Origin of the sequence: Paracoccus sp. MC1854, assembly GCF_014164635.1 — a bacterium.
Lineage (GTDB): Bacteria > Pseudomonadota > Alphaproteobacteria > Rhodobacterales > Rhodobacteraceae > Paracoccus.
On the sequence record NZ_JACJFU010000008.1, the window covers coordinates 94,382 to 116,579 of the forward strand.

Consider the following 22,198-nt stretch of genomic DNA (forward strand, 5'->3'; position numbering starts at 1 on the left):
GAGGAGGAGAGAAGGACATGCCTACCGACACGCAAGAAGGCTACGGCCTTGTCAGCAAGACCTTTCACTGGGTGATGGCTTTCCTGGTGGGCTGGCAATTCCTGAAGTTCTTCGACCGCATCGGCGAGGGCGAGCATTGGGTCGGCCAGACGCTGGTCTCGTGGCACATCTCGATCGGCGCGCTGCTGCTGGTGATGGTCGCCGCCCGCTTTGGCTGGGCGCTCAACCAGCGGGGTCAGCGTCCCCTGAACGATCCGGCAATGGATTTCTACATCAAGGCCGGGCATGGCCTGATCTACGCCACGCTGATCCTGCTGCCGCTGACCGGCATCATGCTGATGGTCGGCGCGGGCTTCGGCGTGACCGCCTTCGGCGTCGAACTGATCGCCAAGGGCGAGAAGATCGGCTGGGCGCAAGGCCTCGGCAGCCTGCACTCGCCGCTGGCCTGGATTCTGGCGGCGCTGGTCGTCGGGCATATCGCGATGGCGCTGTTCCACCAGTTCGTCAGGCGCGACGGGACGCTGGACCGGATGCTGTGACGCACCGGCCGTCCCCTTCCCTTTCACAAGACAGGAGATTTCTTCATGGAAAAGCGTGAACTCGGCAAATCGGGCATCGCCATTGCCCCCCTTGTTTTCGGCGGCAACGTCTTCGGCTGGACCACCGACCGGCAGCAGTCCTTCACCCTGCTGGATCGCTTCACCGGGCAAGGCTTCAACGCCATCGACACCGCGGATGTCTATTCCAGCTGGGCGCCCGGCCTGTCGGGCGGGGAATCGGAAACCGTCATCGGCGAATGGCTGGCCCAGGGGGGCCGCCGCGACGACGTGGTGCTGATGACCAAGGTCGGCATGTGGGAGAGCCGCAAGGGCCTCTCTGCCGCCAATATCGAGGCCGCGCTGGACGATTCGCTGCGTCGCCTGCAGACCGACCATGTGGACGTCTATTTCGCCCATGTGGACGACGAGAGCGTGCCTTTCGAGGAAACGCTGGGCGCCTTTTCCCGGCTGATCGAGGCCGGCAAGGTCCGCGTCATCGGCGCCTCGAACCACTCGGCCGACCGCCTGCAGGCCGCGCTGGATGCGGCAAAAGCCGCCGGGCTGCCGCGCTACGAGATGGTCCAGCCCGCCTACAACCTTCATGACCGCAAGGACTTCGAGCAGTCGCTGCTGCCGGTCATCCAGTCCGAAAGGCTTGGCGCGGTCAGCTATTTCTCGCTGGCGAGCGGCTTCCTGTCCGGGAAATACCGCACGAAGGCCGATCTTGAGGGCAGCAGCCGCAAGGGCTTCCTCGAAGGCTATTTCGACGACCGCGGCGCGCGTATCCTGACCGCGCTGCGCGAGGTGGCCGAAGGTGTAGGCGCCCCGCAGGCGCAGGTCGCGCTGGCCTGGCTGATGTCGCGCCCCGGCCTGACCGCGCCCATCGCCAGCGCCACCAGCGTTCAGCAACTGGACGAGATCATGGGCGCCGTGGCCCTCGACCTGCCCACTGAGGCCCGCGAGCGGCTGGACGCGGCGAGCCGCTGAACGAACGCCCGGCGCGGGTCGCGCGCCGGGACCAGCCCGAAAGGAGACACCGATGCTTGTGCAAGGAAAATGGGTGGCCGACTGGCAGCCGGTGCAGGCCAAGGACGAAAAGGGCGGCTTCGTCCGCCAGACATCGGGCTTCCGCAACTGGATCACCCCCGACGGCAGCCCCGGCCCCAGTGGCGAGGGCGGCTTTGCCGCCGAACCCGGCCGCTATCATCTTTACGTCGCGCTGATCTGCCCCTGGGCCTCGCGCACGCTGATCGGGCGCAGGCTGAAGAAGCTGGAGGACGTGATCTCGGTTTCGGTAGTCGAGCCGGAACTGGGCGACCAGGGCTGGCGCTTTGCCGTGCCCGACCCGCTGACCGGCGCCGACCACCTGCACCAGATCTACAGCGGGGCCGATCCGCAGGTCTCGGGCCGGGCCACGGTGCCGGTCCTCTGGGACAAGCGGCAGCGCACCATCGTCAACAACGAATCCGCCGAGATCCTGCGGATGATGACCACCGGCTTCGGCGATCTGGCCGACCCGACCTTCGACCTCTACCCCGCCGATCTGCAGGACGAGATCGAGGCGCTGAACGCCCGCATCTATCCACGCCTGAACAACGGGGTCTATCGCGCAGGCTTCGCCACCACGCAGGAAGCCTATGACGAGGCCTTCCACGATGTCTTCGCCATGCTGGACGAACTGGAAGGGCGCTTCTCGGATGGACGCGCCTTCCTGTCGGGCGATCGGGTGACGGAAGCCGACATCCGCCTGTTCGTGACGCTGGTGCGCTTCGACGCGGCCTATCACGGACTGTTCAAGTGCAACCTGCGCCGGCTGGCCGACTATCCGGCGCTCAGCGCCTATCTGGAACGCTTCCTCGCCCTGCCAGGCGTGCGCGACACGGTCAGCATCGACCACATCAAGCGCGGCTATTATTCCATAAAGGCGCTGAACCCGACCGGCATCGTGCCGCTGGGTCCCAGGCTGGAATGGGACCGCCAGCCGCTCTGACCCGCGGCGCGGGGAAGACGGCGGCAGGTCTGGACGCAAGCCCCGGATCGCCTCATCCTCAACTCCGGGCGCCGGGGGTATCCAGTGCGCGGCAATCGACTGCGAGGGAGGGGATCATGGGGCAACTGGGATCAAGGCGGCTTTGTTTCGTGGGGGCACTATGGCTTGGGACAGGCGCGGCCTTTGCCGCATCCCCTGTCCCGGTCGAAGGGCAAAACGGCATGGTGGTGACGGCGCAGCATCTTGCCTCGCAGGTCGGCGTCGATATGCTGAAGGCCGGCGGCAATGCGGTCGATGCCGCCGTGGCGGTCGGCTATGCGCTGGCGGTGGTTTATCCGACCGCGGGCAACCTCGGCGGCGGCGGCTTCATGACGATCCGGCTTGCTGATGGGACCACGACATTCCTCGACTTCCGCGAGCGCGCGCCCTTGGCCGCGACCAGCACCATGTATCTGGACCCCGAGGGCAACCCGATCCCCGGCGCCAGCACCGACGGCTATCTGGCCGTGGGCACGCCGGGGTCCGTCGCGGGCTTCGAGATGGCGCGCGAGAAATACGGCACGAAACCGCGCGAGGAGCTGCTGGCGCCTGCGATCCGGCTGGCAACGGAAGGCTTTGTGCTGGAACAGGGCGACATCGCCTCGTTCGCAGATGGCAATGACCGGCTGGCCCAGGACCCTGCGGCCGCAAGGATCTTCCTGAAGGACGGCCAGCCCTATCGGATCGGGGACCGGCTGGTGCAGGCGGACCTTGCCGGGTCGCTGCGGCAGATTTCCGACGGCGGGGCGGAGGCCTTCTACAACGGCGGCATCGCCGACCTGATCGTGCAGGCGAGCGAGGCCAATGGCGGCATCCTCGCGAAAGAGGATTTCCAGCAATACCAGGTCCGCGAGATGGCGCCCGTGACCTGCAGCTATCGCGGCTATGACATCGCCTCGGCGCCGCCGCCCTCGTCCGGCGGGCTGATCATCTGCGAGATCCTGAACGTGCTGGAAGGCTATCCGATTTCCTATCTGGGCCATGGCTCGGCGGAAACCACGCGGCTGATGGTCGAGGCGATGCGCCACGCCTATGTGGACCGCAACACCGCGCTGGGCGATCCCGATTTCGTGCAGAACCCGGTCGAAAGGCTGACCAGCAAGGCCTATGCCGACGAGATCCGGTCGCGCATCGACGCCTTCCGCGCCGGCGTCAGCGCCGAGTTGAAGATCGATGTCGCGCCCGAGTCCCCGGAAACGACGCATTATTCGATCATCGACAAGGACGGGAACGCCGTCGCCGTCACCTATACGCTGAACGGCTCGTTCGGGACGGCCAAGGTGGCCGAGGGCACCGGTATCCTTCTGAACAACGAGATGGACGACTTCACCGTCAAGCCGGGGGTGCCCAACCTTTACGGGCTGGTGCAGGGCGAGGCCAACGCCATCGAACCGCGCAAGTCGCCCCTGTCCTCGATGAGCCCGACCATCGTTTCCAGGGACGGCGAGCCCTTCATGGTGATCGGCAGCCCCGGCGGGGCGCGCATCATCACCATCACCCTGCAGGCGATCATGAACGTGATCGACCACGGCATGGACCTTCAGGAAGCCATCGACGCCCCGCGCATCCATCACCAGTGGCTGCCCGACCGGGTCTTCGTCGAGCCGCGCGGCCTGTCCCCGGACACCATGCGCCTGCTGGTCGGGATGGGATACGACATCGGCACCGATCCGAACTGGCCGGTCTGGGGCGAGGCGGCGGGCATCCTTGTCGGCGGCAAGAGCCTGCGGGACATCGAGGACGGCGACGGCGGGGGCTATCACGGCGCGATCGACAGCCGAGCGAGTGCCGGGGCCGCGATCGGTTACTAGCCCTTAGCCTTGAGCGGGGCTGATCATGAATCAACCCGCGCAGCAGAGCTGCGCGGGTCTTTTTGAGCATCACGAACCGGTAACAGAAACAACTCGTAACAAGCGATGCCTTGCAAGACGGCCGTCTTGAGACCTGTTGACCACATGGAACGCCCGCGTTCAATTTGTCCAAATGGACATGTTCCGACGCAGGCGGAAAGCGGCTGTTCCTACAAGCGCACCGAGGCCTGGTCGTCCTTGTAATCCATCTTGGGATCAACCCCGAGCAGCGACTTGACCCCCGCCAGCAGGCTGGAGCCGTCCAGCCAGATCTCGGCCTGGTCCGCGTCAAGGCGCAGCAGCCGCAGCTTGGGGTCGTCCTTGCCCTTCTCGTACCAGGCGGCGACCTGCGGGTTCCACAACTTGTCGATCATGGCGCGGTCCTGCGACAGGCTGAGGCTGCCCTGGATCGAGGCGTAAAGCTCTCCCTTGGCGGAAAAGGTGGCGATGGCGCGGCGGCCTTCGGTCAGCTTGCCCACGATGTGGTTGTCGCTTGAGGTGAAGAACCACAGGGGCGAGCGTTCCGCGTCGATCTGGACGTACATCGGGCGGGCGAAGCCGTCCTCGACCCCGTCCACCCCCAGCATCATCACGCGTTCCGCGGCAAGCGCCTTCCAGAAGCGGGCCTCGATCTTGGCGTCGTCGGTCATCATGCGTTCTCCTGTGGATCAAGGGCGATCTGTGTGTGCTGGACCACGGTCCAGTCGTCATGGCCGCGGCGGCGGTAGACCGAGGTGCAGGCGGCGGCGAAGCGCGTCCCCTCCCGGCTGGCGACCACGCAATAGGCAATGGCGATCAGTCCTTCCTGCGGCCGGCGCACGTCCTGCTGCGAAAAGGCGACCTCGTCCCATGCGGGCGTGTGGCTGACCGCCTCAATCGCGGCATCGCCCGTGAACAGCCAGGGCGCCCGGCTCAGGGCCATCACGCAGTCGGGGTCCACCCGCTCGTGATAGCGTTCCTCGCTTGCCCGCCACAGGCTTTCCTCGAATTCCCAGACCCGCTTGTCGTCCATAGGCTCCTCCCCGGATGCATGTTGAACAACACCGGAACGGCGCAGGCGTTCCGCAGGGGCAGAGCCTTCCCGCCGGGGTTGTCCTCTGCGGTCCCGCCCTCTAGATTCTGCCGGATGGACCAGAACTCCTCGCGCGAGATGTCCGGGGCTGCGCCCGTGCCTGCCGGGCTGCCCGACAGGGTGGATGGCCTTGCCCTGTTCCTGGACATCGACGGCACGCTTCTGGACATCGCGGACACCCCGGACGGAATCGTGGTGCCGCCGGGGCTGGCCGGGGCGCTGGAACGGCTGACCGCAAGGCTGGGCGGCGCGATGGCGCTGGTCACGGGTCGGTCGCTTGCCACCGTGGACCGGCTGTTTCCCGGCCTTTCCGCCACGGTCAACGGGCTGCACGGGGCGGAATGGCGCGACGGGTCCGGGCGGGTCTTCGCCCCCGACACCACCGACGCCTTTTCGGGCGCCAAGCAGCGGCTGCGCGAACAGGCCGCCCGCTGGCCCGGCGTCGTGTTCGAGGACAAGGGCCCGGCATTCGCCGCCCATTACCGCCTTGCCCCGGCCAGCGAATCGCAGGTGCGGCGGCTGATGCAGGCGCTTGCGGAAACCGTTGGCGACAGGTGGAAACTGCAGGAAGGAAAGGCGGTTGTGGAGTTGCGGCCGCACGGCCGGGACAAGGGAGACGCATTGATGCAGACGATGGGGCAAAAGGCTTTCGCAGGGCGCCGGCCATTGGCGATCGGGGACGACGTGACGGACGAGGCGATGTTCGCGGCCGCGAACCGACTTGGCGGCCTGTCGGTCCGGGTCGGAACCGATGGGCGCGAAACCCTCGCGCGGGGCCGCCTCGCCTCGCCGGCCGAACTGCGCGGCTGGATCGAGCGGGTGTCGCGATGAACGCGCCCCTCGAGGCCCTTGCCCCCGCCGGAACGGCCAGCCTTCCAAGCCATTCGCTCGACCTCGGCGTCATCGGCAATGCCGCGGCGGCCGCGCTGGTGGACCGCAACGGCTCGATTGTCTGGATGTGCGCGCCGCGCATGGACGGCGACCCGGTCTTCTGCCGCCTCTTGGCCGGCACGCAGGCCGAGGGCGGCGACTGGTCGATCACCATCGAGGATTTCGCCCACAGCGAACAGCGCTACCTGCGCAACACGGCGATCCTGGAAACGATCCTGACCGACGGCGCGGGCAACCGGCTCCGCATCCTTGATTTCGCACCGCGCTTCAAGGAGTTGGGCAGGATCTTCCGCCCCCTGGGCATCGTGCGGATGATCGAACCGCTGGAGGGCACGCCGCGCGCCCGCGTCCTGATGCGCCCGCGCCACGGCTACGGCGCCCATGTCCCCGAGACCACGCGCGGCACCAACCACATCCGCTTCCTGTTGGGCGAGCAGGTGCTGCGCCTGACCACCAACGCGCCCATAGACTACATCGAGCATGGCAGGGCCTTCCTGATCGACCGCCCCTATGCCTTCGTCTTCGGCGCCGACGAACGTCTGTCCGAGGCCCCGCTGCAGATGGCGCGCGGCTTCCTCGACAAGACCGCCGATTACTGGCGGAACTGGGTCCGCTACCTGTCGGTGCCGCTGGACTATCAGGACGTGGTGATCCGCTCGGCCATCACGCTGAAGCTTTGCGCGCATGAGGAAACCGGGGGCATCGTCGCGGCGCTGACGACCTCGATCCCCGAATACGGGGAAAGCGGGCGGACCTGGGACTATCGCTTCTGCTGGCTCAGGGATTCCTATTTCACCGTCAGCGCGCTGAACCTGCTTGGCGCGACCCGGACGATGGAGGAATACCTGTCCTATGTCTCGAACATCGCGGCAGGCTCGCCCGACGGCTACCTGCAGCCGCTGTTCGGGCTGGGGCTGGAACGGCAGGTGGACGAAGAGATGGTGCCCACCCTGCCCGGCTATCGCAGCCTCGGCCCCGTGCGGCGCGGCAACGCCGCCTATACGCAGGTGCAGAACGACGGCTACGGCTCGGTGATCCTGTCGATCACGCAGGCCTTCTTCGACGAACGCCTGCCCACCATGGGCGGCGAGGCGCTGTTCACCCGGCTGGAACGACTGGGCCGGCAGGCGGCCATGCGCTGGAACCAACCCGACGCGGGGTTGTGGGAATTCCGCACCCGCGGCGCGGTCCACACCCATTCCGCCGTGATGTGCTGGGCCGCTTGCGACCGGCTGGCCAAGATCGCCGCCCGGCTGGCCCTGTCCGAACGCGAGGCGCAGTGGCGGGCCGAGGCCGACCTGATCCGCGAGGGCATTCTCGAACAAGGCTGGAACAAGGAACTGCAGAGCTTCGTGTCCAGCTTCGGCGGCCGCGACCTCGACGCGAGCCTGCTGCTGATGCCGCAGATCGGCATCATCCCGGCGCATGACCCCCGCTTCCTGTCCACGCTGGAGGCCTGCGAGAAGCACCTGCGCTTTGGCAACCACCTTTACCGCTATCGCGCCCCTGACGATTTCGGAGAGCCGGAGACCGCCTTCACCGCCTGCACCTTCTGGCTGATCGACGCGCTTGTCCGTGTTGGCCGCCGCGAGGACGCGCGCCAGATCTTCGCCGAGATCCTGCGCACCCGGAACCACCTTGGCCTGCTCTCCGAAGGGGTCCATGTCGAGACGGGCGAGCTTTGGGGCAACTTCCCGCAGACCTATTCGATGGTCGGGCTTGTCCATGCCGCCATGCACCTGTCCCGACGATGGGAGGACGTGCTGTGAGCCGGCTGATCGTCGTCTCGAACCGCGTGCCCGACCCGACCAAGGGGGCGCCCGCCGGCGGTCTGGCCGTCGCATTGCATTCCGCGCTGGAAAAGGCGGGCGGCGTCTGGATGGGTTGGTCCGGCAAGTCCAGCGGCGTGAAGGAACCGGGGCCGCTGCAGTTCGTGGAACGCGGCAACATCACCTATGCCCTGACCGACCTGTCGCGGCGCGACCTGTCCGAATATTACGCGGGCTTTGCCAACAGCGTGCTGTGGCCCTTGTGCCATTACCGGCTGGACCTGACGGAATACGCCCGCAAGGACATGGCGGGCTATTTCCGGGTGAACCGCTTTTTCGCGGAACGGCTGCGGCCCCTGATCCAGCCCGACGACCTGATCTGGATTCACGACTATCACCTGATCCCGATGGCCGCCGAGCTGCGCCAGATGGGGGTGGAAAACCGCATCGGCTTCTTCATGCACATCCCCTGGCCCTCGCCGGATGTGTTCTTCACCCTGCCGGTGCATGAGGCGATCATCGGCGGCCTGACGGCCTATGACGTGGTGGGCTTCCAGACCGAATACGACGTCGAGAACTTCGCCCTCGGCCTCAGGCGCGAGGGGATCGGGCGCGACCTCGGCCAAGGCTGGATGACCGCCCATGGCCGCCGCTTCCGCGCCTGCGCCTTTCCCATCGGCATCAACGTTGCCGAATTCGCCATGATGGCGAAACGGGCGGTGCGGAACACGGCGGTCAAGCGCACCGCCGTCAGCTTCAACGGCCGCGACCTGATCATCGGGGTGGACCGGCTGGATTACTCCAAGGGCCTGACCCACCGCATCGACGGGTTCGAGCGGTTCCTGATCGCCAACCCCGACTGGCGCGGGCGCACGACGCTGCTGCAGGTCACGCCGAAATCCCGCAGCGACGTGCCGGGCTATTCCGACATGCAGCGGCAGGTGGCCGAGCATGCTGGCCGGGTCAATGGCGCGATGGGCACGATGGACTGGACGCCCATCCGCTATATCAACCAGTCCGTCGGGCGCAGCACGCTTGCGGGCCTTTACCGCGTCGCCCGCGTTGGACTGGTGACGCCCCTGCGCGACGGCATGAACCTGGTCGCCAAGGAATTCGTCGCCGCCCAGAACCCCGCCGATCCCGGCGTCCTTGTCCTGTCCCGCTTTGCCGGCGCGGCGCGGGAACTGGACGCCGCGGTGCTGGTCAACCCTTACGACATCGAGGCCGTCGGCAACGCCATCGCCCGCGCCCTGTCCATGCCGCTCGAGGAACGGATCGAGCGGTTCACCGCGATGATGGCCCGGCTGGAACAGAACGACATCTCGAAATGGTGCGCGGATTTCCTGGCCGCGCTGGGGCCCGAGGGCGCCGCGCCGCAGGCTGCGGCCTAAAGGCGCTGCGCCTCGAACCGGGCGACCATCCGGCGCAGCCGCCGTTCGCTTGCGCCGATGGTGGCCTCGTAGCGGCGGTTCGAGAAGCCGAAAAGCGTCGATTGCGCCGAGGCGTCATGGCCGACGAGGAAGGGCAGCGTCGTGACGACCCGCAGCCCCTCCATCCGGCCCAGCCAGCGGTCGATCGTGTTGTCCTGCACGTCCTCGTCGCGGTCGTTCCATTGCGTGATCCGCTCCAGCGCGCGGCGGTTGTAGAGGTTCAGCACCGTCCCCACCGTCCGGTCCAGATGCACAAAGGTCATGCCGTCCCGCCGTTCGACCCGCCGGATCGTGCAATCGTCGGGCAGGTCGCTGAGCAGGCCGGAAAAGACGTCCCATTCGACGCCTTCCAGGTATCGCCGGATGCCGTTCAGCCGCGCCTCGAAATCCGCGGGGAAGATCGCGTCATCCTCGCAGGCCAGCAGGGGGACGGCATCCTGCGCCAGCGCCGCGCGGGCAATGGCGACATAGCTGAGGCCGCAGCCGCGCCAGGCGGGATGAAAGCGCAGGCCGTCGAAGACGCGCAGGCCTCTTATCTTCTGCGCGGCAAGAAGCTGGCGGCGCTGCGGCGTCTCGGGCAGGCTGAGGCAGAGCCGGTCGTCTGCGGCCAAGCCGCGCAGGGCGGGAAAGATCCGCGGATCGACCTGCCGCGCTTCCAGCGCCCCGGCGGCGATCAGCCAGCGCGCAAGCTCGGCCGCGATGTCGCCGGTGGGCGGCGCGCCGGTTGCGACCCCGGCCGCCAGCCGCGAAAGGTCGGGCGCGACAAAGACGCGGCCGTGCGGAATCCCGGCGCCGGTCAGCGCCGTCACGCCCGCGCCGTCAGGAACCAGATGGACGGCGGCCCCCGCGCTGCCCTTCGGCGCATGACGTTCCAGGAACCGGGCAACCGCAGCGGCATCGGGCAGGATCAGCCCGGTCCCCGGCAGCGGGGCATCGTCCTCCGTTTGCAGCAGCAGGCCCGGTCCTTGCGGATCGGTGGCGATGCCTGCCTCATCCTTTCGCCCCAGCAGGGTCATCGCGGCACGCAGCGGGGCTTCCAGATGTCGCAGGTCGCTGCCCAGCCGCAGCGGCAGGACGGCGCGCGGCGTCGCGCTGTCGCTGCGCTTGGGATGGCGGATGCGCGTCAGAAGGCCGGGGAGCCCTTCGCGGCGCAACACGCGGCCGACGTTGCCGAACTGCGTCATGAAGCGACGGGCCTCGTTCCGGTCACAGGACAACCCGATGCTCGGCCTGCCCGCGCAGTCCGGTGGCGACGGTGAAGGTCATTCCGGCCTGCGGATGGGCCTCCAGCGCTGCGGCGCCCAGCCCTTCGCAGGCGGTGGTGGCGTAAAGCGTGCCGAACCCCTCGCCGCCGAAGGCGGGGCAGGAGACATGGGGCGAGGGCAGCGCCAGCCGCTCGCGCCGCTGGCCGTCCGGGCCGAAGCCCGTGATCGAGCCGTCGCCCCACAGCGCCACCCACAGCGTGCCCTCGGCATCCATGACAGCGCCATCGGGGTTCAGTCCCGCGGGGCCGAGATCGACGAAGGGCTGCGGGTCGCCCGCAGGCCAGCCATCCGCCTCAGCCAGCGCCACGCGCCAGATCATCCGCCTGCGGGTGTCGGCGAAACAGGCATGGCTGCCGTCGGGGGCAAAGCTGATCGCGTTGCTGATGGTGATGCCGCTGAACATCCGCCGCAGCTCGCCCCGGTGATAGCGCCAGATCGCGCCAAGGCCCGGTTCCGCCTGCCGGCCCATGGTGCCGATCCAGAACCCGCCCCAGGGGTCCGCCCGCCCGTCGTTCGAACGCGTGCGCGGATCGTCCGCCTCAAGCGCCACGACTGGCTCGGTGCTGCCGTCCTTGATCGAGAAACGCAGCAGCGCCCTGTCCGAGGCGACCAGCAGATGCCCTTCGTCCAGCCAGCCTGCGGCCGAGACGGGACCCCCGAAGTCCCAGGACAGCGGCCCCTCGTCATTGCGCGACAGAAGCTGGCCGCGGTTGATGTCGAACCAGAATAGCTGCCCGCGGCCCGGGTGCCACAGCGGCCCCTCGCCCAGATCGCAGCGGCGGTCGTCCAGAACGCTGGCTTGTGCGGTCATGGCAGCCCCTACCCCGTCGTCACCACGCCGCCGTCGATGACCAGCGCCTGCCCGGTCATCATCCGGCTTGCTTCCGATGCAAGAAACAGCGTCCCCCCGACGATGTCCTGGGGTTCGAGCGGGGTCTTGAGGCATTGCCGTTCCAGATGCCCCTCCAGCGCCTCGGGCGTGACCCACAGCTCGCGCTGGCGCTGGGTCATGACCCAGCCGGGCATCAGCGCGTTGCAGCGGATGCGGTCGGGGCCGAACTCGCGCGCGAGCGCCCGGGTCAGTCCGGTGATCCCCGCATTCGCCGCCGCATAGCCGGGATAGCCCGCGTTCCCCATCATGTAGGAGATCGACGAGAAGTTGACGACCGATCCGCCCCCCAGTTCCCGCATCCCCGCGATCACCGCCTGCATGGCGAAGAAAACGGCATCGAGGTTCACGGCCATGATCCGGTTCCACGACTCGGGCGTGATCTCCAGCGTGTCATGGCGGGCGTCACTGGCGGCGTTGTTGACCAGCACGCCCGCCGGGCCATGGGCGGCGGCGGCTTCCGCCACTGCGGCGCGCAGGGCGGCGGTGTCGGTGATGTCGCAGCGGATGAACAGGGGACGGCGGCCGGTCAGCCGCTCCATCTCGTCGCAGAAGGGGGTGGCGTCCGATCGCTGGACAAAGGCCACGCGGCTGCCCTGGCGCAGGAAGCCCTCGGTCAGCGCGGCTCCGATCCCGGCGCCGCCGCCGGTGATGAAGACCGCCCGGTCCGCAAGGTCAGGATGGATGGCGTGGTCGGGCATCGGGCGGAACCTCCTGGACGCCCGGGCGGCGTCATGGCTGCAAAGCGCCGCCTGCATACGGCAGCGGCAAGGCAGTTTCCAGCGGCCCCGGCACGGTTGTTGCGCCGCTGTCTTCCCGCGTGAAAGGGTCTGTCCCGCCTAAAGGGGCGAGAAGTTCCGCTGGTAGTATTCGCCCGCCCTCCGGGCCAGCCGGTGCAGACGCGGCCAGCGCGCCGAGGCGCGATAAGCCTGTTCAAGCCGCTCGTGCAGCGCCACCCGCCCCCGCCAGGCCAGTCTGGCCCGCGACCTGCGGCCCCTGCGACCAATGCCGGCTTCCGCCTTGCCCCCCACAGCGGCCTGTGCCCCGGACTGTACATCTGCATCGGCCAGTGCCGCGACCAGCCTTTCAGGCGGCATGTCGGCCTCGGCCAGCGCGGCCATGCGGGCCACGGCGGTTGCGGGATCGTCGAAGATCATCTCGCGTCGCGTCAGCGCCTCGGTCTGCTGGTCGATGATCCGCAGGTTGCGGCGAAAGCGGGCAAGCGTTTCGGCGTCAGGGGGCGGACCCATGGCCGCGCGCAGGCCCTCGGCGATGGCCGCGCCGCTGTCGATGTCCCCGTGGCCGGCATGATGGTCAAGGAATGCATCCGCCCGCGCCAGCGCGGCTTCGCGCCAGTCGCCAAGCGTCGTCAGGTGGCCCGCGAGCGCCTCGCCGGTCACGGCAACGGGATAGGCGCCCATCGGGTCGCTGGAGAACTTGTCCACCCGTTCACCGTGCGGGTTGAAGTAGATCACCGGCACGCCCGCTGCCAGCGACTCGAGGATGCCCGATGCAAAGCGCTGGATCGAGGCGCAGCAGGATTCGAGCGTCTCGTAGAAGCTGGCCTGCGTGACCAGTTCGGGAAACAGCGTGCCCTTGTCTTCGGGATGGCGGCTGATCACCGGCTCGAGTCCCGCGTGGCGCACGGCGGCAACCGCCTGGGTCAGCCATGCGTCGCGCCGCTCGGTCAGGACATTGTGCGAGAAGTTCGAGTTGATCAGCACCCGGCGCGACCCCGCCTGCCGCGCCCTATCGGCAGGCGGGCGATCCGCGGCCTGCCCCCGCAGCAACTGGATGCGCGGGATGCCGGCGACGGCCAGCGACTGCCCGCCCCCTGCCGGGAAGTAGCGCCGGTCGAAGTCGCCCGGCAGCAGCACCGTCCGGGCGGTCCGGTAAGCGTGGCGCGTCTGTCCGGTGTCAACGTCCCCGTAGTCCTGGATGCCCTCGACGATGGCGGCGGTCGGGATGCCCGCCTGCTCGGCAGCGACAAGGATCGGCCGGGTCACGAAATCCCAGTCGTTGAAGGCCACCACCAGCCGCGGCGCAAAGGCGCCCAGCGCCAGCTCGCCATAGCGGATCAGCGGCAGGGCCATCTCGGCGGCCTTGGCCGCGACCCCGCCTTCGCGCCACTGGGCCGAGATGTCGATGATGGCAAAGCGCATTCCGGCCGCACGCAGCGCCGGGGCGGCGAGGCCGATGGTCCAGGTGTGGTAATCCTTGTGCGGCAGGAACAGGAGGTCGATTTCCGCCTGCCGCTCCGGCTGCCACAGCCGGTCGCGATCCGCATCGCCAAAGGGACCGGACAGAAGGGGCGGCCCGTTGCCGTCAGCCGGGGCCTTGGCGTCATGACGCCGCCCGGCCACGGATTTCAGCAGCGCGGCGACGCGCTTCTCGTCCTGCCCGGACAGAGGCCGGGTCGTCTGCCGCGTGATCCCGGCGCCCAGCAGCCTGGCGGCCGGTGTCGTGGGTGGCAGCACGTCCGGCAGGTCCGGCAGGTGCCGCGCGATCACCGTCGCGATGTCGTCAAGCGGGCGGGCGTCGTCCGAGCCCAGTTCCATCCCGCAGAACTGCAGGATGCGCCCGGCCTTTGTCGCCTGATGGGCATAATGCCCGTGCGGCCGCACCAGCCGACCGGGCGAGCGCGACAGGACCCCCGGCCCCAGCGCCCGCTCACCCCCATCATGCAGCGCAAGCGAGGCCTCCAGATGCCGCGAGGGGGCCTTGCGGACGGCGCTGCCCGCGCGGGCGCGATAGGTCACGGCGACCTGCGGCGAGGGCGCGAACCAGTAGCCCGCGCGCAGGATGCGCGACCACAGGTCGTAATCCTCAGCCTGCGACATGGTCTCGTTGAAGCCGCCCATTTCCAGCAGGACGTCGCGCCGGATCATCGGCTGGTTGGCGTTGAAGGGGCAGCGCCCCCCCATTGTCGCGAAGCCGACCGGAAGGAGGTCGATCGGGCGGGACCGGGGCGGCTGCATCAGGCTTTCGGGAATCGTCTCACTGCCGCAGTAGCTTCCGGCGATGCGCTCGGCGGTCTCGGGTCCTGCCGCGCGGCTCGCCCGCTGCCAGGCCAGCAGCCGCAGGCGCAGGCTGTCGCGCATCAGCAGGTCGTCGGCATCCAGAAAGGCGCAAAGCGCCCCCCGCGCCGCCCGAAGCCCGGCGTTACGCGCCGCCGAGACGCCTGAACGGGCACGCTGGGTCACGATGCGGATACGCTGGTCACGGGCGCGCCAGCGCTTGGCGATGGACAGCGTGCCGTCGCTGGAAAAATCGTCAACGACGAGGCACTCGAAATCCGCCAGATCCTGCTGGCTGACCGATCGGAGAGTCGCGTCAAGGAAATCGGCCGCGTCGAATGCGGGGATGATGAGACTTACGGCGGTCATGGCATCCCGCTCCGCTATCGAAACCGGACGGGTATCCCTTGCCGCATCGCGGATGTCAATGTCGCGGACCAAACCGCAGCATATGCGCAAGGTTGAAAAAAAAGGATGCAGCACAAGGGAAAATGGCATAGGAGCGCACCGGAGGGATCAGTTTCAGGACACGCGCATCATGGCCGAGACGAACATGCAGCAGGAGACCGGCGGGCGCTTTGCTTCCCCCCTCCACGGTGTCGAGCACCCGGCCCATCGCGCCGCGCCGCCGAACGTGACGCTTGCGCCTATCGCCGGCGACAGGCCGGCCGCAAGCACCGCCGGGATCGCCCTGACGCTTGTTCTGCCGCCGGGAAACGGCCCGGTTTCCGCACAGGATTTCGCCGCGTTCATCGCGCAGGCGCTGCCGGCCGCCCGGCTGAACGTCCGCTCCGGTCCCGAGTGGGCACAGATGTTACCGGGGCCGGTCGTCGTCCTGACCGCCGATCCGGTCCGGTCGCTTGCCTGGCGCATCCAGCAGGGCATGGCCCCGGACCGCGCCCTTGCCGAATGGAAGGAACCGGCAGAAGCGCTGCTGGGCCTGCACCGCCGGGACCGGCGGCGGATCATTCCTGTCGATCCCGCCATCCTTGATCCCGACATGGCGCCGGCCCGGGAATTGTTGACCGCGCGGCTGCTGAAGCTTCCGACGGCACCGGCCCTCGTGCCCCCTTCCGGGACCGGACTGCCGGACGAGGCCGGGACGCCTGCCACGACCGCCATCGACCCGGAAGCCACCACCCTCGCACTCGTGATGCTCGACGACCCCGCAGTCGCTGAGCTTGCGGAAGAACTGAGGGCGGTGACCCTTGGCATCGGCAAAGGATGCGACCGGCAGGGACTTGCCCTTGCCGCCTGGAAACGCGCCGCCGTCACCCGCACCCGGGCCAGCCTGCTGGGAGACCAAGTCAGGCTGCAGATCGAGAGAGGCGAAGGCGAGTTGCAGAAGCTTCAGGAGCGGGCAGAGGAGCTTGAGGCCGCCCTTACGGCGGAACAGGCGCGCGGCAGGCGCGAGCGTGAACAACTGACGGCGCAAAAGGCGGCGCTGGAACTGCGCCGAGCCCATGCGCAGCGGCGCATCGAGGCAGTGCTGGCATCGCGGTCCTGGCGCCTGACAAAGCCGGTCCGTGCCATCGCCCGGCTTGTGCCGGGCCGTGGGTGATCCCGCTGCCTCCCTGCGGCCTGCCAGATTCGGGGAGGCCACCTTGGTCACTCGGCTGGTGACCTGTCCTGCAATCCCGGCACACCGATGAAATCGCATCCATGACCGTCCATTCCATCACCCCTGCTCCGAAAGCCGGCCAACCCGTATCGGTGGCCGTGGTCGCTGCCGGCCCGCAGCGCCTTGCGTCCCTGCTGGAACCGCATCTTCCCGCATCTGCGGGCCGTCTGGTGATCTTCGACGCAGCCGGAACGGCCGGAACCACGCCCCCGGTGCCCGGAGCCGAGGTCGAACTGATTGCCGCGGCGATCGGGGATGCCGAGGGCGAAACCGAACTGATCCGCCACTCGCTGCCCGGATTTTTCAGCCTGCACCGGGCGGCAGAGACGCTGCACGAAATCTTCCCCGGATTGCATGAAACGGCCCGGCGCAGCGTTCCCGTGGTGCCTGTCACGGCGATAGCGGGGCGATTGGGCGCAGCAGCCTTCACGCTGATCCTCGACCTGCCGGGAGAGGAACTGGCGTTGCTCTCGCGACTGGAAAGACACGGGTTGCTGGAGCGCGTTCAGAAGCTGACCCTGCGCTGCGGCGCAGAGCGCTTCTTCGAAGAAGCCATGACGGCTGGCGAGCTGCAGGAATGGCTTGCGGAACGCGGCTTCAACCTGACGCAAAGAGATGAACGGGATTCGGCCTGGCCGGTGCTTCATTTCACGGCCGATCACCTGCGCCGCCGGGTGACGGCGCTGGAACGCGACCTTTTCGAGCGTGATGCGGCGCTCGACAAAGCCGAGGCCGAGGCTGCCGAAATGGCCAAGCGCCTGCAGACGACCGAGGGCCAGCTGCAGGCCGTGCAGACCACCACAGAAACGGCACAAAAGAGCTTGGCTGAGCGTGATGCCGCGCTTGGAAAAGCCAGGTTCGAGGCTGTCGGAATGGCTAGCCGCCTGCAGGCGGTCGAGGCGGAACTGCAAACCGCAAGGACCACCGCCGAAACGGCGCAGAAGACCATAGCCGACCGTGACGCCGCGCTTGGAAAGGCCGAGGCCGATGCGGCCGGAACGGCCAAGCGCCTGCAGGCGCTGGCTGACGAAACACGACGGCTGCGTCTTGCCTTGCGCAACAGCGAGGAACTGGCCCAACGCGCGCGGGCCGGCTTTGACGAGATGCGCGCCGATCACGGGATGCTGCTGTCGATATTGCAGGCAAGGACCGACGAACTGGCAGCGCTGCAGGTCAGCCATCAGCGGCTCTCGGATGACAAGCGGGCAGTGGAGGAATTGCTTGGCAAGCTGACCCCCCGCTTGCAGGAAGCCGCCGCGCAGTTGGGATCGCTTGCGCTGCTGCCGGGCGACCCCCCGGCCGAGGCTTCGGCAGAGCAGGGCAGGCGCGAATGGCCGCGCAAGCTGAGGGGCCGGGACCAGTGACCCGCGGCGGCAATCCGGACAAGGCGCGCCAGCGCGCGGAACGCAGGGCCGCCCGGTCCGCGCAACGCCTGACGGGCAACGATCACATCGCACAGGACAGCCGCACGGAAGGCCGGGACGACCGCAGGCCCGAGGAACGTCACCCCTCTGGCCTGCAAAAGGCCGGGAGGGGACGCCGGGCAGAGGGCACGGCGTTGGGAGACCGCTGCAGGCTGACTGAAGAAACCGTGCTGAACGCAGCCGACACAGACAGATCCGTCGGCCACATCGACCTGATCCGGGCTGCCCATCTGTTCGAGCAGATGATCGACATGGTCGAGACCCGCAACGTCCCCGCGCCAGCTCTTCCCGGCGAGGCGCTTTCGAGCCTCTTGCGCCAATGCGAAGCGATCTCGGCAGGTGCGGGGAAGGCCGAGGTGCCGCTGCTGATCGCGCTGCCCGGTCTGCCGATGCTGGAACCCGCCTGGTGGCAGGGCGCGGCGGGATGGGGCGTGGCCCCCCTGCCCGACCCCCGCGCCGCGGGCGACCCGCTTCTACAGCCAGACCAGTTGGAGGCAATGCGCGCGGCACGGGCGCGGTCGGGGCAGCGGCTGCTCATGGTCGCAGCGGCGGATGCGGTGCCTGCGGAATTGCCCGCCAGCCTGCGGCCTCGGGCGCTGCTGACCTGCCATCCCTGGCCTGCCTTTGTGGCGGCAGGCACCGGCTGCCTCGATGCATTCAGCGCGCGGCTGCTGGATCTTCTGGAACGTCACCCGGATCTGCCGCTTTACCCGGTCCATGCAGTCGATACGGCGGACCGGGCCACCTGCCGCAAGAAATTGCTGCATCTGGCAGAGGGCGGTGCCGAAGCCATCCCGCCCGACCGGACAGAAGCAGGTGCCGGGCTGCCGAACGACTATCTGGGCGGCGCCCCCGCCTACGAGGCGCTGTGCCGTCGGCTGGGCCATGATCCTGCGCGCGTGCCGGAAAGCGCTACGATGACGGCCCCTTTTCCGGCCCAGCCGGTGCCGGCAGATTGGACGCTGCCCCCCCACGGGGCATCCGTCGCGGCGGTGTCCTGGTTCCTCGAGCGTCTTGCCGCCCTGCCCGCCGGGGCGTCCGCAGCCGCACGGATGCGCGTGCTGATCCCGTCCCTTGACACCTGCCTGTCCGCGCCGGCTTTCCCCGAAGCGCTTGACCGGGCCGCCGGCCTGCTGCGTCCCGGTGACGCCGCGCTGTTGCGGCTGCTGGCGGCGGCGCATTTCCAGCGCCGCGAGGATGCGCTGCAATCCATGGGCCTTGTTGCCGAGGCGCTGGAGGATGCGCCAGCCGACCTGCCGGTGCTGCATCAGGCCGGCGCGCTGCTTTATCTCGAACTGAACCGTCCGCTGCAGGCACTCGAGGCGCTGGCCGCGCCGATTGCAGCGCTGGATGAAGCCACCGCATCTGCCTTGCAGAAGGCGATCCACAAGGATGCGCCGCCCGATGCCGGCCAGCATGGCCAGGCGCTGCTGCTGACGGAGCTGACGCAGAACCCGCCCCTGCCCCTTGCCGATGGCCGGCGGCGGATCATGATCGAGATCGGCACCACGCGCGAAACGGTGCCGGGCCAGGGATCGACCCGCCAGCTTGCGCTGCTTTGCGCCGAACTGGGGATCGACTTCGTCACGGTGGACATGGACCCCGCCAACAGCCGCCGCGCCGCGCGGATGTTCCGGCGGCTGGGGCTGCCCTTCACCGCCGTCACCGCCAAGGGCGAGGACTATCTGGCGGGTTTCGAGGGGAGGATCGATTACGTCTTTCTCGATGCCTATGACTTCGACCACGGCAAGCATTCCGAACTGCGGCAGGCGCGCTACGAGCAGTTTCTGGGCAGCCGCATCAACGACGCCGACTGCCACCGGATGCATCTGGACTGCGCCCGGACGCTGACCGGGAAACTGGCACCGGACGGGCTGATCTGCTTCGACGACACCTGGACCGACGAGGCCGGAGCCTGGACCGCGAAGGGCAAGACTGCCATGCCCTTCCTGCTGGAGAACGGCTTTGCCTTGGTCGAAGCCCGCAACCGCGCCGCCCTTCTGCGGCGCAAGGGCTGACGCCGCCGCAAGGTGCGGCGGCGTCAGCTGTTCATCCGGCTTCGGCAAACTCGCGCACCCGCTGGAAGTGCTGCCGCACCGGACTGTCCTCAGGCAGCGCGGCGAGGGCGCGGGTCACGGCATCCGCCTCGTCCTGCAGGCGCGCGCGGCCAGTATCGGGGTCCAGCAGCAGTTGTGCGGCAAGTGCGGGGAGGTCAAAGGCAGGACCGCTCGCGACATCGGCTTCAGGTGCTTGCGAGACCGGGATCATCGGGAGGCTCGCAGGGCGCTTGAAGGCGTAACGCTCTTCCGGCGATTTCACGATTTCCGCGATGGCACGGGCGGCCAGCAGGTCGGGATCGGTGCTGTCGCCGGTATTGCAATGGAAATGCAGGAACAGCGCGGCCCGTTTGCGGATATCGCCCCCGTCGTCCAGGAAGGCCAATTCGCGCTCGAGCGCATGCTTGAGCGAGTCCTTGCTGTCGGTGACGGGATAGGCACCCAGGGGAACCTTGAACTTGGGGACGCGCTCATCGATCGGATTATGATAGATCGCGGGGCGTCCCATCGCCAGCGCCTCGAGGATCGTGGTGCTGAAGCGGCTGATGAGGATCGTCCCCTCCTCGAGCAGCGAATAGACGCTGTCCTTGCCGACATTGTAGCGCGACAGGTCGCCCTTGTCGGCGGGATGCTGGGTGATGACGTAATCCAGCCCCAGTTCGTTGCAGGCCGCGACCGCGCTTTCCACGTAAGCGTCGCGCCGATCCTCCAGCACGCCGTAGGTGAAGTTCACATTGATGATGGCCCGCCGCTTCGTCGGCGCCACATAGGGCTGCGCCAGGCGAGACCTGACATTGGGAAGCCCCACCACGCGGGTTTCGCGATCCGCATAGAAGCCCTGCTGGTAGATGCCCGGCAGCAGAAGGTAATCGACGCTGCGATAGGGTCGGCGTGGCGCCTTGCGGTCCAAGTTCCAATCGTCGTTGATCCCCTCGTAGAAGCCGATAGTCGGGACACCGAAGCCGAAGTTCTCGAGGATGAGTTCCTTGGTATAGGTCAGGTCGTTCATGAAGACGAAGGCCGCGCCCTCGGTCGAGAAGGGCTTTTCCACCGCCACGTTAAATTGCCGGATGTCGAGATCGGCATAAAGCGGCAATTCGTGATCCGGCAGCGGACGATTGGTCGAAAAGCTCGTCGAGCGGGAGGCATCCACGATGATCGACTGCAGGCCCATCTTTTCAAGCTGGCGCACGATCGGAGCCGCGCTGCGGATATGGTAATCGACCTCGCAGAAGAAGATGACTTTGTCGGCAAATTCGCTTTCGAATAAGCCACCCCACGGCGAGGACGAGGTCCTTATGCCTGTGTCAGCAGGCGGAATGGCTGATTGCTGCGGCGACCCGGCTGCGATGCGCGTAAGCTCTTTGGCGGCAGCTTCGCCGATATGCCGTTGAACGCCCGCCTTCTGGACTTCGGCGACAAGGAACTCCCCCAGCCGCCGCCGATCCTCAAGCGTCTCTCCGCCATCGCGGACACGCGAAGCCTGCAGGCGAAGCCATGAGGTGGCAGTCTTGACGAATACCTTGACCAGATCTGGCCGATTCCTGATCAGCTCAAAGATGCCAGCCATTGCGCTGGCGGAATCGGCCAGCTTCTTCTCGTTCATCGAGCTGACCGTCGATCCGTCGCGCTGAACGTAATAGTAGAGCTTGTCGTTGATGATCCGGCAAGTATCACAGCCAAGAAAAAGACGGATGCAAAAATCTATATCTTCGAAATACACGCCTTCGCGGAAACGGATGCTATGGCGTTTGATTATTTCGGATCGGATGAGCAAGCAAACCGGAAACCAACCCAAGACGCTTGTCAGGGCGGACACATCCTTGCCTTCAGGCATCCTGCGGAAGGCAGGTTTCGGTGAATAATACTGGTCATATCGAACCCGGAGCAATTGCCCCACTACGACATCGGAACCATCCTCCGAAGCCGCAAGCAGAGTTTCAAGAGCATCAGGGCGCAGGAAATCATCCGAGTCGACAAAGATAATAAACTCACCTCTCGCCGCATCGAGGCCCGTGTTCCGGGCGGCGCCCTGCTTGCGGTTTTCGGTATGGCGGATGACGCGCAGATTGCTCAGCCGCCGCTCCCATTCTGCCAGCACCGCAACCGTATCGTCCGTCGAGCAGTCATCGATGCAGATGATCTCGAAGGCATCCAAAGGCAGCGTTTGCTGTGCGAGAGATTCAAGACAGGGGCGGATAAACTCCGCACTATTGTAGCAGGGAATGATGACGGAAATGAGGCAAGTCCTGTCAGTCATTGGCCGTGCAGACTGCGCGATTTCGTGACTGAGCATCAGAAAAGATTTATCAAACATTTCAGCCTCAAAAAGTTTTTTTGGATTT

The 22,198-nt window shown here is 67.4% G+C and carries 17 protein-coding genes; 10 read left to right on the forward strand and 7 right to left on the reverse strand.

Going from position 1 to position 22,198, the window contains the following annotated elements:
• Window positions 1-17 precede the first annotated feature (17 nt).
• From H5395_RS09015 to ggt, 4 genes are all read left to right on the forward strand, one after another.
• A complete protein-coding gene (locus H5395_RS09015; RefSeq protein WP_182792236.1) occupies window positions 18-539 on the forward strand; it encodes a cytochrome b in 522 nt (173 codons plus the stop codon).
• A gap of 45 nt (window positions 540-584) precedes the next feature.
• Window positions 585-1,526 (forward strand): aldo/keto reductase, encoded by a 942-nt coding sequence (locus tag H5395_RS09020; protein ID WP_182792237.1) that lies wholly within the window; start codon window positions 585-587, stop codon window positions 1,524-1,526.
• Window positions 1,527-1,578: 52 nt separating this feature from the next.
• Window positions 1,579-2,529, forward strand: a complete 951-nt coding sequence (locus H5395_RS09025; protein WP_182792238.1) for a glutathione S-transferase family protein — start codon at window positions 1,579-1,581, stop codon at window positions 2,527-2,529.
• Window positions 2,530-2,645: 116 nt separating this feature from the next.
• Window positions 2,646-4,379 carry a gamma-glutamyltransferase gene (gene ggt / locus H5395_RS09030; protein WP_182792239.1) on the forward strand — a complete coding sequence of 578 codons (1,734 nt, stop codon included), beginning with the start codon at window positions 2,646-2,648 and terminating at the stop codon, window positions 4,377-4,379.
• A 209-nt stretch (window positions 4,380-4,588) separates the two neighbouring features.
• Here the strand turns inward: ggt and H5395_RS09035 are convergent, their stop codons facing one another.
• On the reverse strand, window positions 4,589-5,071 hold the full coding sequence (locus tag H5395_RS09035) for a pyridoxamine 5'-phosphate oxidase family protein (RefSeq protein WP_200559375.1): 483 nt from the start codon (window positions 5,069-5,071) through the stop codon (window positions 4,589-4,591).
• Complete coding sequence (locus H5395_RS09040; protein ID WP_182792240.1) at window positions 5,068-5,430, reverse strand: DUF4440 domain-containing protein; 363 nt, start codon at window positions 5,428-5,430, stop codon at window positions 5,068-5,070. The genes H5395_RS09035 and H5395_RS09040 overlap by 4 nt, the downstream gene beginning before the upstream one ends.
• A gap of 114 nt (window positions 5,431-5,544) precedes the next feature.
• On the opposite strand from H5395_RS09040, the gene otsB reads away from it, so the two are divergent.
• From otsB to otsA, 3 genes are read left to right on the forward strand one after another with little or no spacing between them, the layout of a single operon-like run.
• On the forward strand, window positions 5,545-6,321 hold the full coding sequence (gene otsB, locus H5395_RS09045; RefSeq protein WP_182792241.1) for a trehalose-phosphatase: 777 nt from the start codon (window positions 5,545-5,547) through the stop codon (window positions 6,319-6,321).
• The gene (locus H5395_RS09050; protein ID WP_182792242.1) at window positions 6,318-8,150 is read left to right on the forward strand and encodes a glycoside hydrolase family 15 protein; all 1,833 of its coding nucleotides are present in this window, start codon (window positions 6,318-6,320) and stop codon (window positions 8,148-8,150) included. The genes otsB and H5395_RS09050 overlap by 4 nt, the downstream gene beginning before the upstream one ends.
• The gene (otsA, locus tag H5395_RS09055) at window positions 8,147-9,541 is read left to right on the forward strand and encodes an alpha,alpha-trehalose-phosphate synthase (UDP-forming) (protein WP_182792243.1); all 1,395 of its coding nucleotides are present in this window, start codon (window positions 8,147-8,149) and stop codon (window positions 9,539-9,541) included. The genes H5395_RS09050 and otsA overlap by 4 nt, the downstream gene beginning before the upstream one ends.
• Here otsA and H5395_RS09060 read toward each other — a convergent pair.
• The 4 genes from H5395_RS09060 to H5395_RS09075 all read right to left on the reverse strand — a co-directional run bounded on the left by H5395_RS09060 (window position 9,538) and on the right by H5395_RS09075 (window position 15,120).
• On the reverse strand, window positions 9,538-10,764 hold the full coding sequence (locus tag H5395_RS09060) for a hypothetical protein (protein WP_182792244.1): 1,227 nt from the start codon (window positions 10,762-10,764) through the stop codon (window positions 9,538-9,540). The genes otsA and H5395_RS09060 overlap by 4 nt on opposite strands.
• 22 nt (window positions 10,765-10,786) lie before the next feature.
• Entirely contained in the window at window positions 10,787-11,656 is an 870-nt protein-coding gene (locus tag H5395_RS09065) for an SMP-30/gluconolactonase/LRE family protein (protein WP_182792245.1), read from the reverse strand.
• A gap of 8 nt (window positions 11,657-11,664) precedes the next feature.
• Window positions 11,665-12,435, reverse strand: a complete 771-nt coding sequence (locus tag H5395_RS09070; RefSeq protein ID WP_182792246.1) for an SDR family NAD(P)-dependent oxidoreductase — start codon at window positions 12,433-12,435, stop codon at window positions 11,665-11,667.
• 138 nt (window positions 12,436-12,573) lie between these two features.
• Window positions 12,574-15,120, reverse strand: coding sequence for a glycosyltransferase family 2 protein (locus H5395_RS09075; RefSeq protein WP_182792247.1), 2,547 nt, complete (start codon window positions 15,118-15,120; stop codon window positions 12,574-12,576).
• Window positions 15,121-15,289: 169 nt separating this feature from the next.
• Here H5395_RS09075 and H5395_RS09080 point away from each other — a divergent pair, with 169 nt between their 5' ends.
• From H5395_RS09080 to H5395_RS09090, 3 genes are all read left to right on the forward strand, one after another.
• The gene (locus H5395_RS09080; protein ID WP_182792248.1) at window positions 15,290-16,312 is read left to right on the forward strand and encodes a hypothetical protein; all 1,023 of its coding nucleotides are present in this window, start codon (window positions 15,290-15,292) and stop codon (window positions 16,310-16,312) included.
• Between the two features lie 101 nt (window positions 16,313-16,413).
• Window positions 16,414-17,736 (forward strand): hypothetical protein, encoded by a 1,323-nt coding sequence (locus tag H5395_RS09085; RefSeq protein WP_182792249.1) that lies wholly within the window; start codon window positions 16,414-16,416, stop codon window positions 17,734-17,736.
• Complete coding sequence (locus H5395_RS09090) at window positions 17,703-19,814, forward strand: hypothetical protein (RefSeq protein WP_182792250.1); 2,112 nt, start codon at window positions 17,703-17,705, stop codon at window positions 19,812-19,814. Before H5395_RS09085 ends, H5395_RS09090 begins: the two co-directional genes overlap by 34 nt.
• A 31-nt stretch (window positions 19,815-19,845) precedes the next feature.
• Here the strand turns inward: H5395_RS09090 and H5395_RS09095 are convergent, their stop codons facing one another.
• Window positions 19,846-22,170 (reverse strand): glycosyltransferase family 2 protein, encoded by a 2,325-nt coding sequence (locus tag H5395_RS09095; RefSeq protein WP_182792251.1) that lies wholly within the window; start codon window positions 22,168-22,170, stop codon window positions 19,846-19,848.
• Window positions 22,171-22,198 lie beyond the last annotated feature (28 nt).

Excerpts from the sequence above, each read along its gene's own strand:
- H5395_RS09015 (WP_182792236.1), top strand. The coding sequence starts at position 18 with ATGCCTACCGACACGCAAGAAGGCTACGGCCTTGTCAGCAAGACCTTT.
- H5395_RS09020 (WP_182792237.1), top strand. The coding sequence starts at position 585 with ATGGAAAAGCGTGAACTCGGCAAATCGGGCATCGCCATTGCCCCCCTT.
- H5395_RS09025 (WP_182792238.1), top strand. The coding sequence starts at position 1,579 with ATGCTTGTGCAAGGAAAATGGGTGGCCGACTGGCAGCCGGTGCAGGCC.
- ggt (WP_182792239.1), top strand. The coding sequence starts at position 2,646 with ATGGGGCAACTGGGATCAAGGCGGCTTTGTTTCGTGGGGGCACTATGG.
- H5395_RS09035 (WP_200559375.1), bottom strand. The coding sequence starts at position 5,071 with ATGATGACCGACGACGCCAAGATCGAGGCCCGCTTCTGGAAGGCGCTT.
- H5395_RS09040 (WP_182792240.1), bottom strand. The coding sequence starts at position 5,430 with ATGGACGACAAGCGGGTCTGGGAATTCGAGGAAAGCCTGTGGCGGGCA.
- otsB (WP_182792241.1), top strand. The coding sequence starts at position 5,545 with ATGGACCAGAACTCCTCGCGCGAGATGTCCGGGGCTGCGCCCGTGCCT.
- H5395_RS09050 (WP_182792242.1), top strand. The coding sequence starts at position 6,318 with ATGAACGCGCCCCTCGAGGCCCTTGCCCCCGCCGGAACGGCCAGCCTT.
- H5395_RS09060 (WP_182792244.1), bottom strand. The coding sequence starts at position 10,764 with ATGACGCAGTTCGGCAACGTCGGCCGCGTGTTGCGCCGCGAAGGGCTC.
- H5395_RS09065 (WP_182792245.1), bottom strand. The coding sequence starts at position 11,656 with ATGACCGCACAAGCCAGCGTTCTGGACGACCGCCGCTGCGATCTGGGC.
- H5395_RS09070 (WP_182792246.1), bottom strand. The coding sequence starts at position 12,435 with ATGCCCGACCACGCCATCCATCCTGACCTTGCGGACCGGGCGGTCTTC.
- H5395_RS09075 (WP_182792247.1), bottom strand. The coding sequence starts at position 15,120 with ATGACCGCCGTAAGTCTCATCATCCCCGCATTCGACGCGGCCGATTTC.
- H5395_RS09080 (WP_182792248.1), top strand. The coding sequence starts at position 15,290 with ATGGCCGAGACGAACATGCAGCAGGAGACCGGCGGGCGCTTTGCTTCC.
- H5395_RS09085 (WP_182792249.1), top strand. The coding sequence starts at position 16,414 with ATGACCGTCCATTCCATCACCCCTGCTCCGAAAGCCGGCCAACCCGTA.
- H5395_RS09090 (WP_182792250.1), top strand. The coding sequence starts at position 17,703 with ATGGCCGCGCAAGCTGAGGGGCCGGGACCAGTGACCCGCGGCGGCAAT.
- H5395_RS09095 (WP_182792251.1), bottom strand. The coding sequence starts at position 22,170 with ATGTTTGATAAATCTTTTCTGATGCTCAGTCACGAAATCGCGCAGTCT.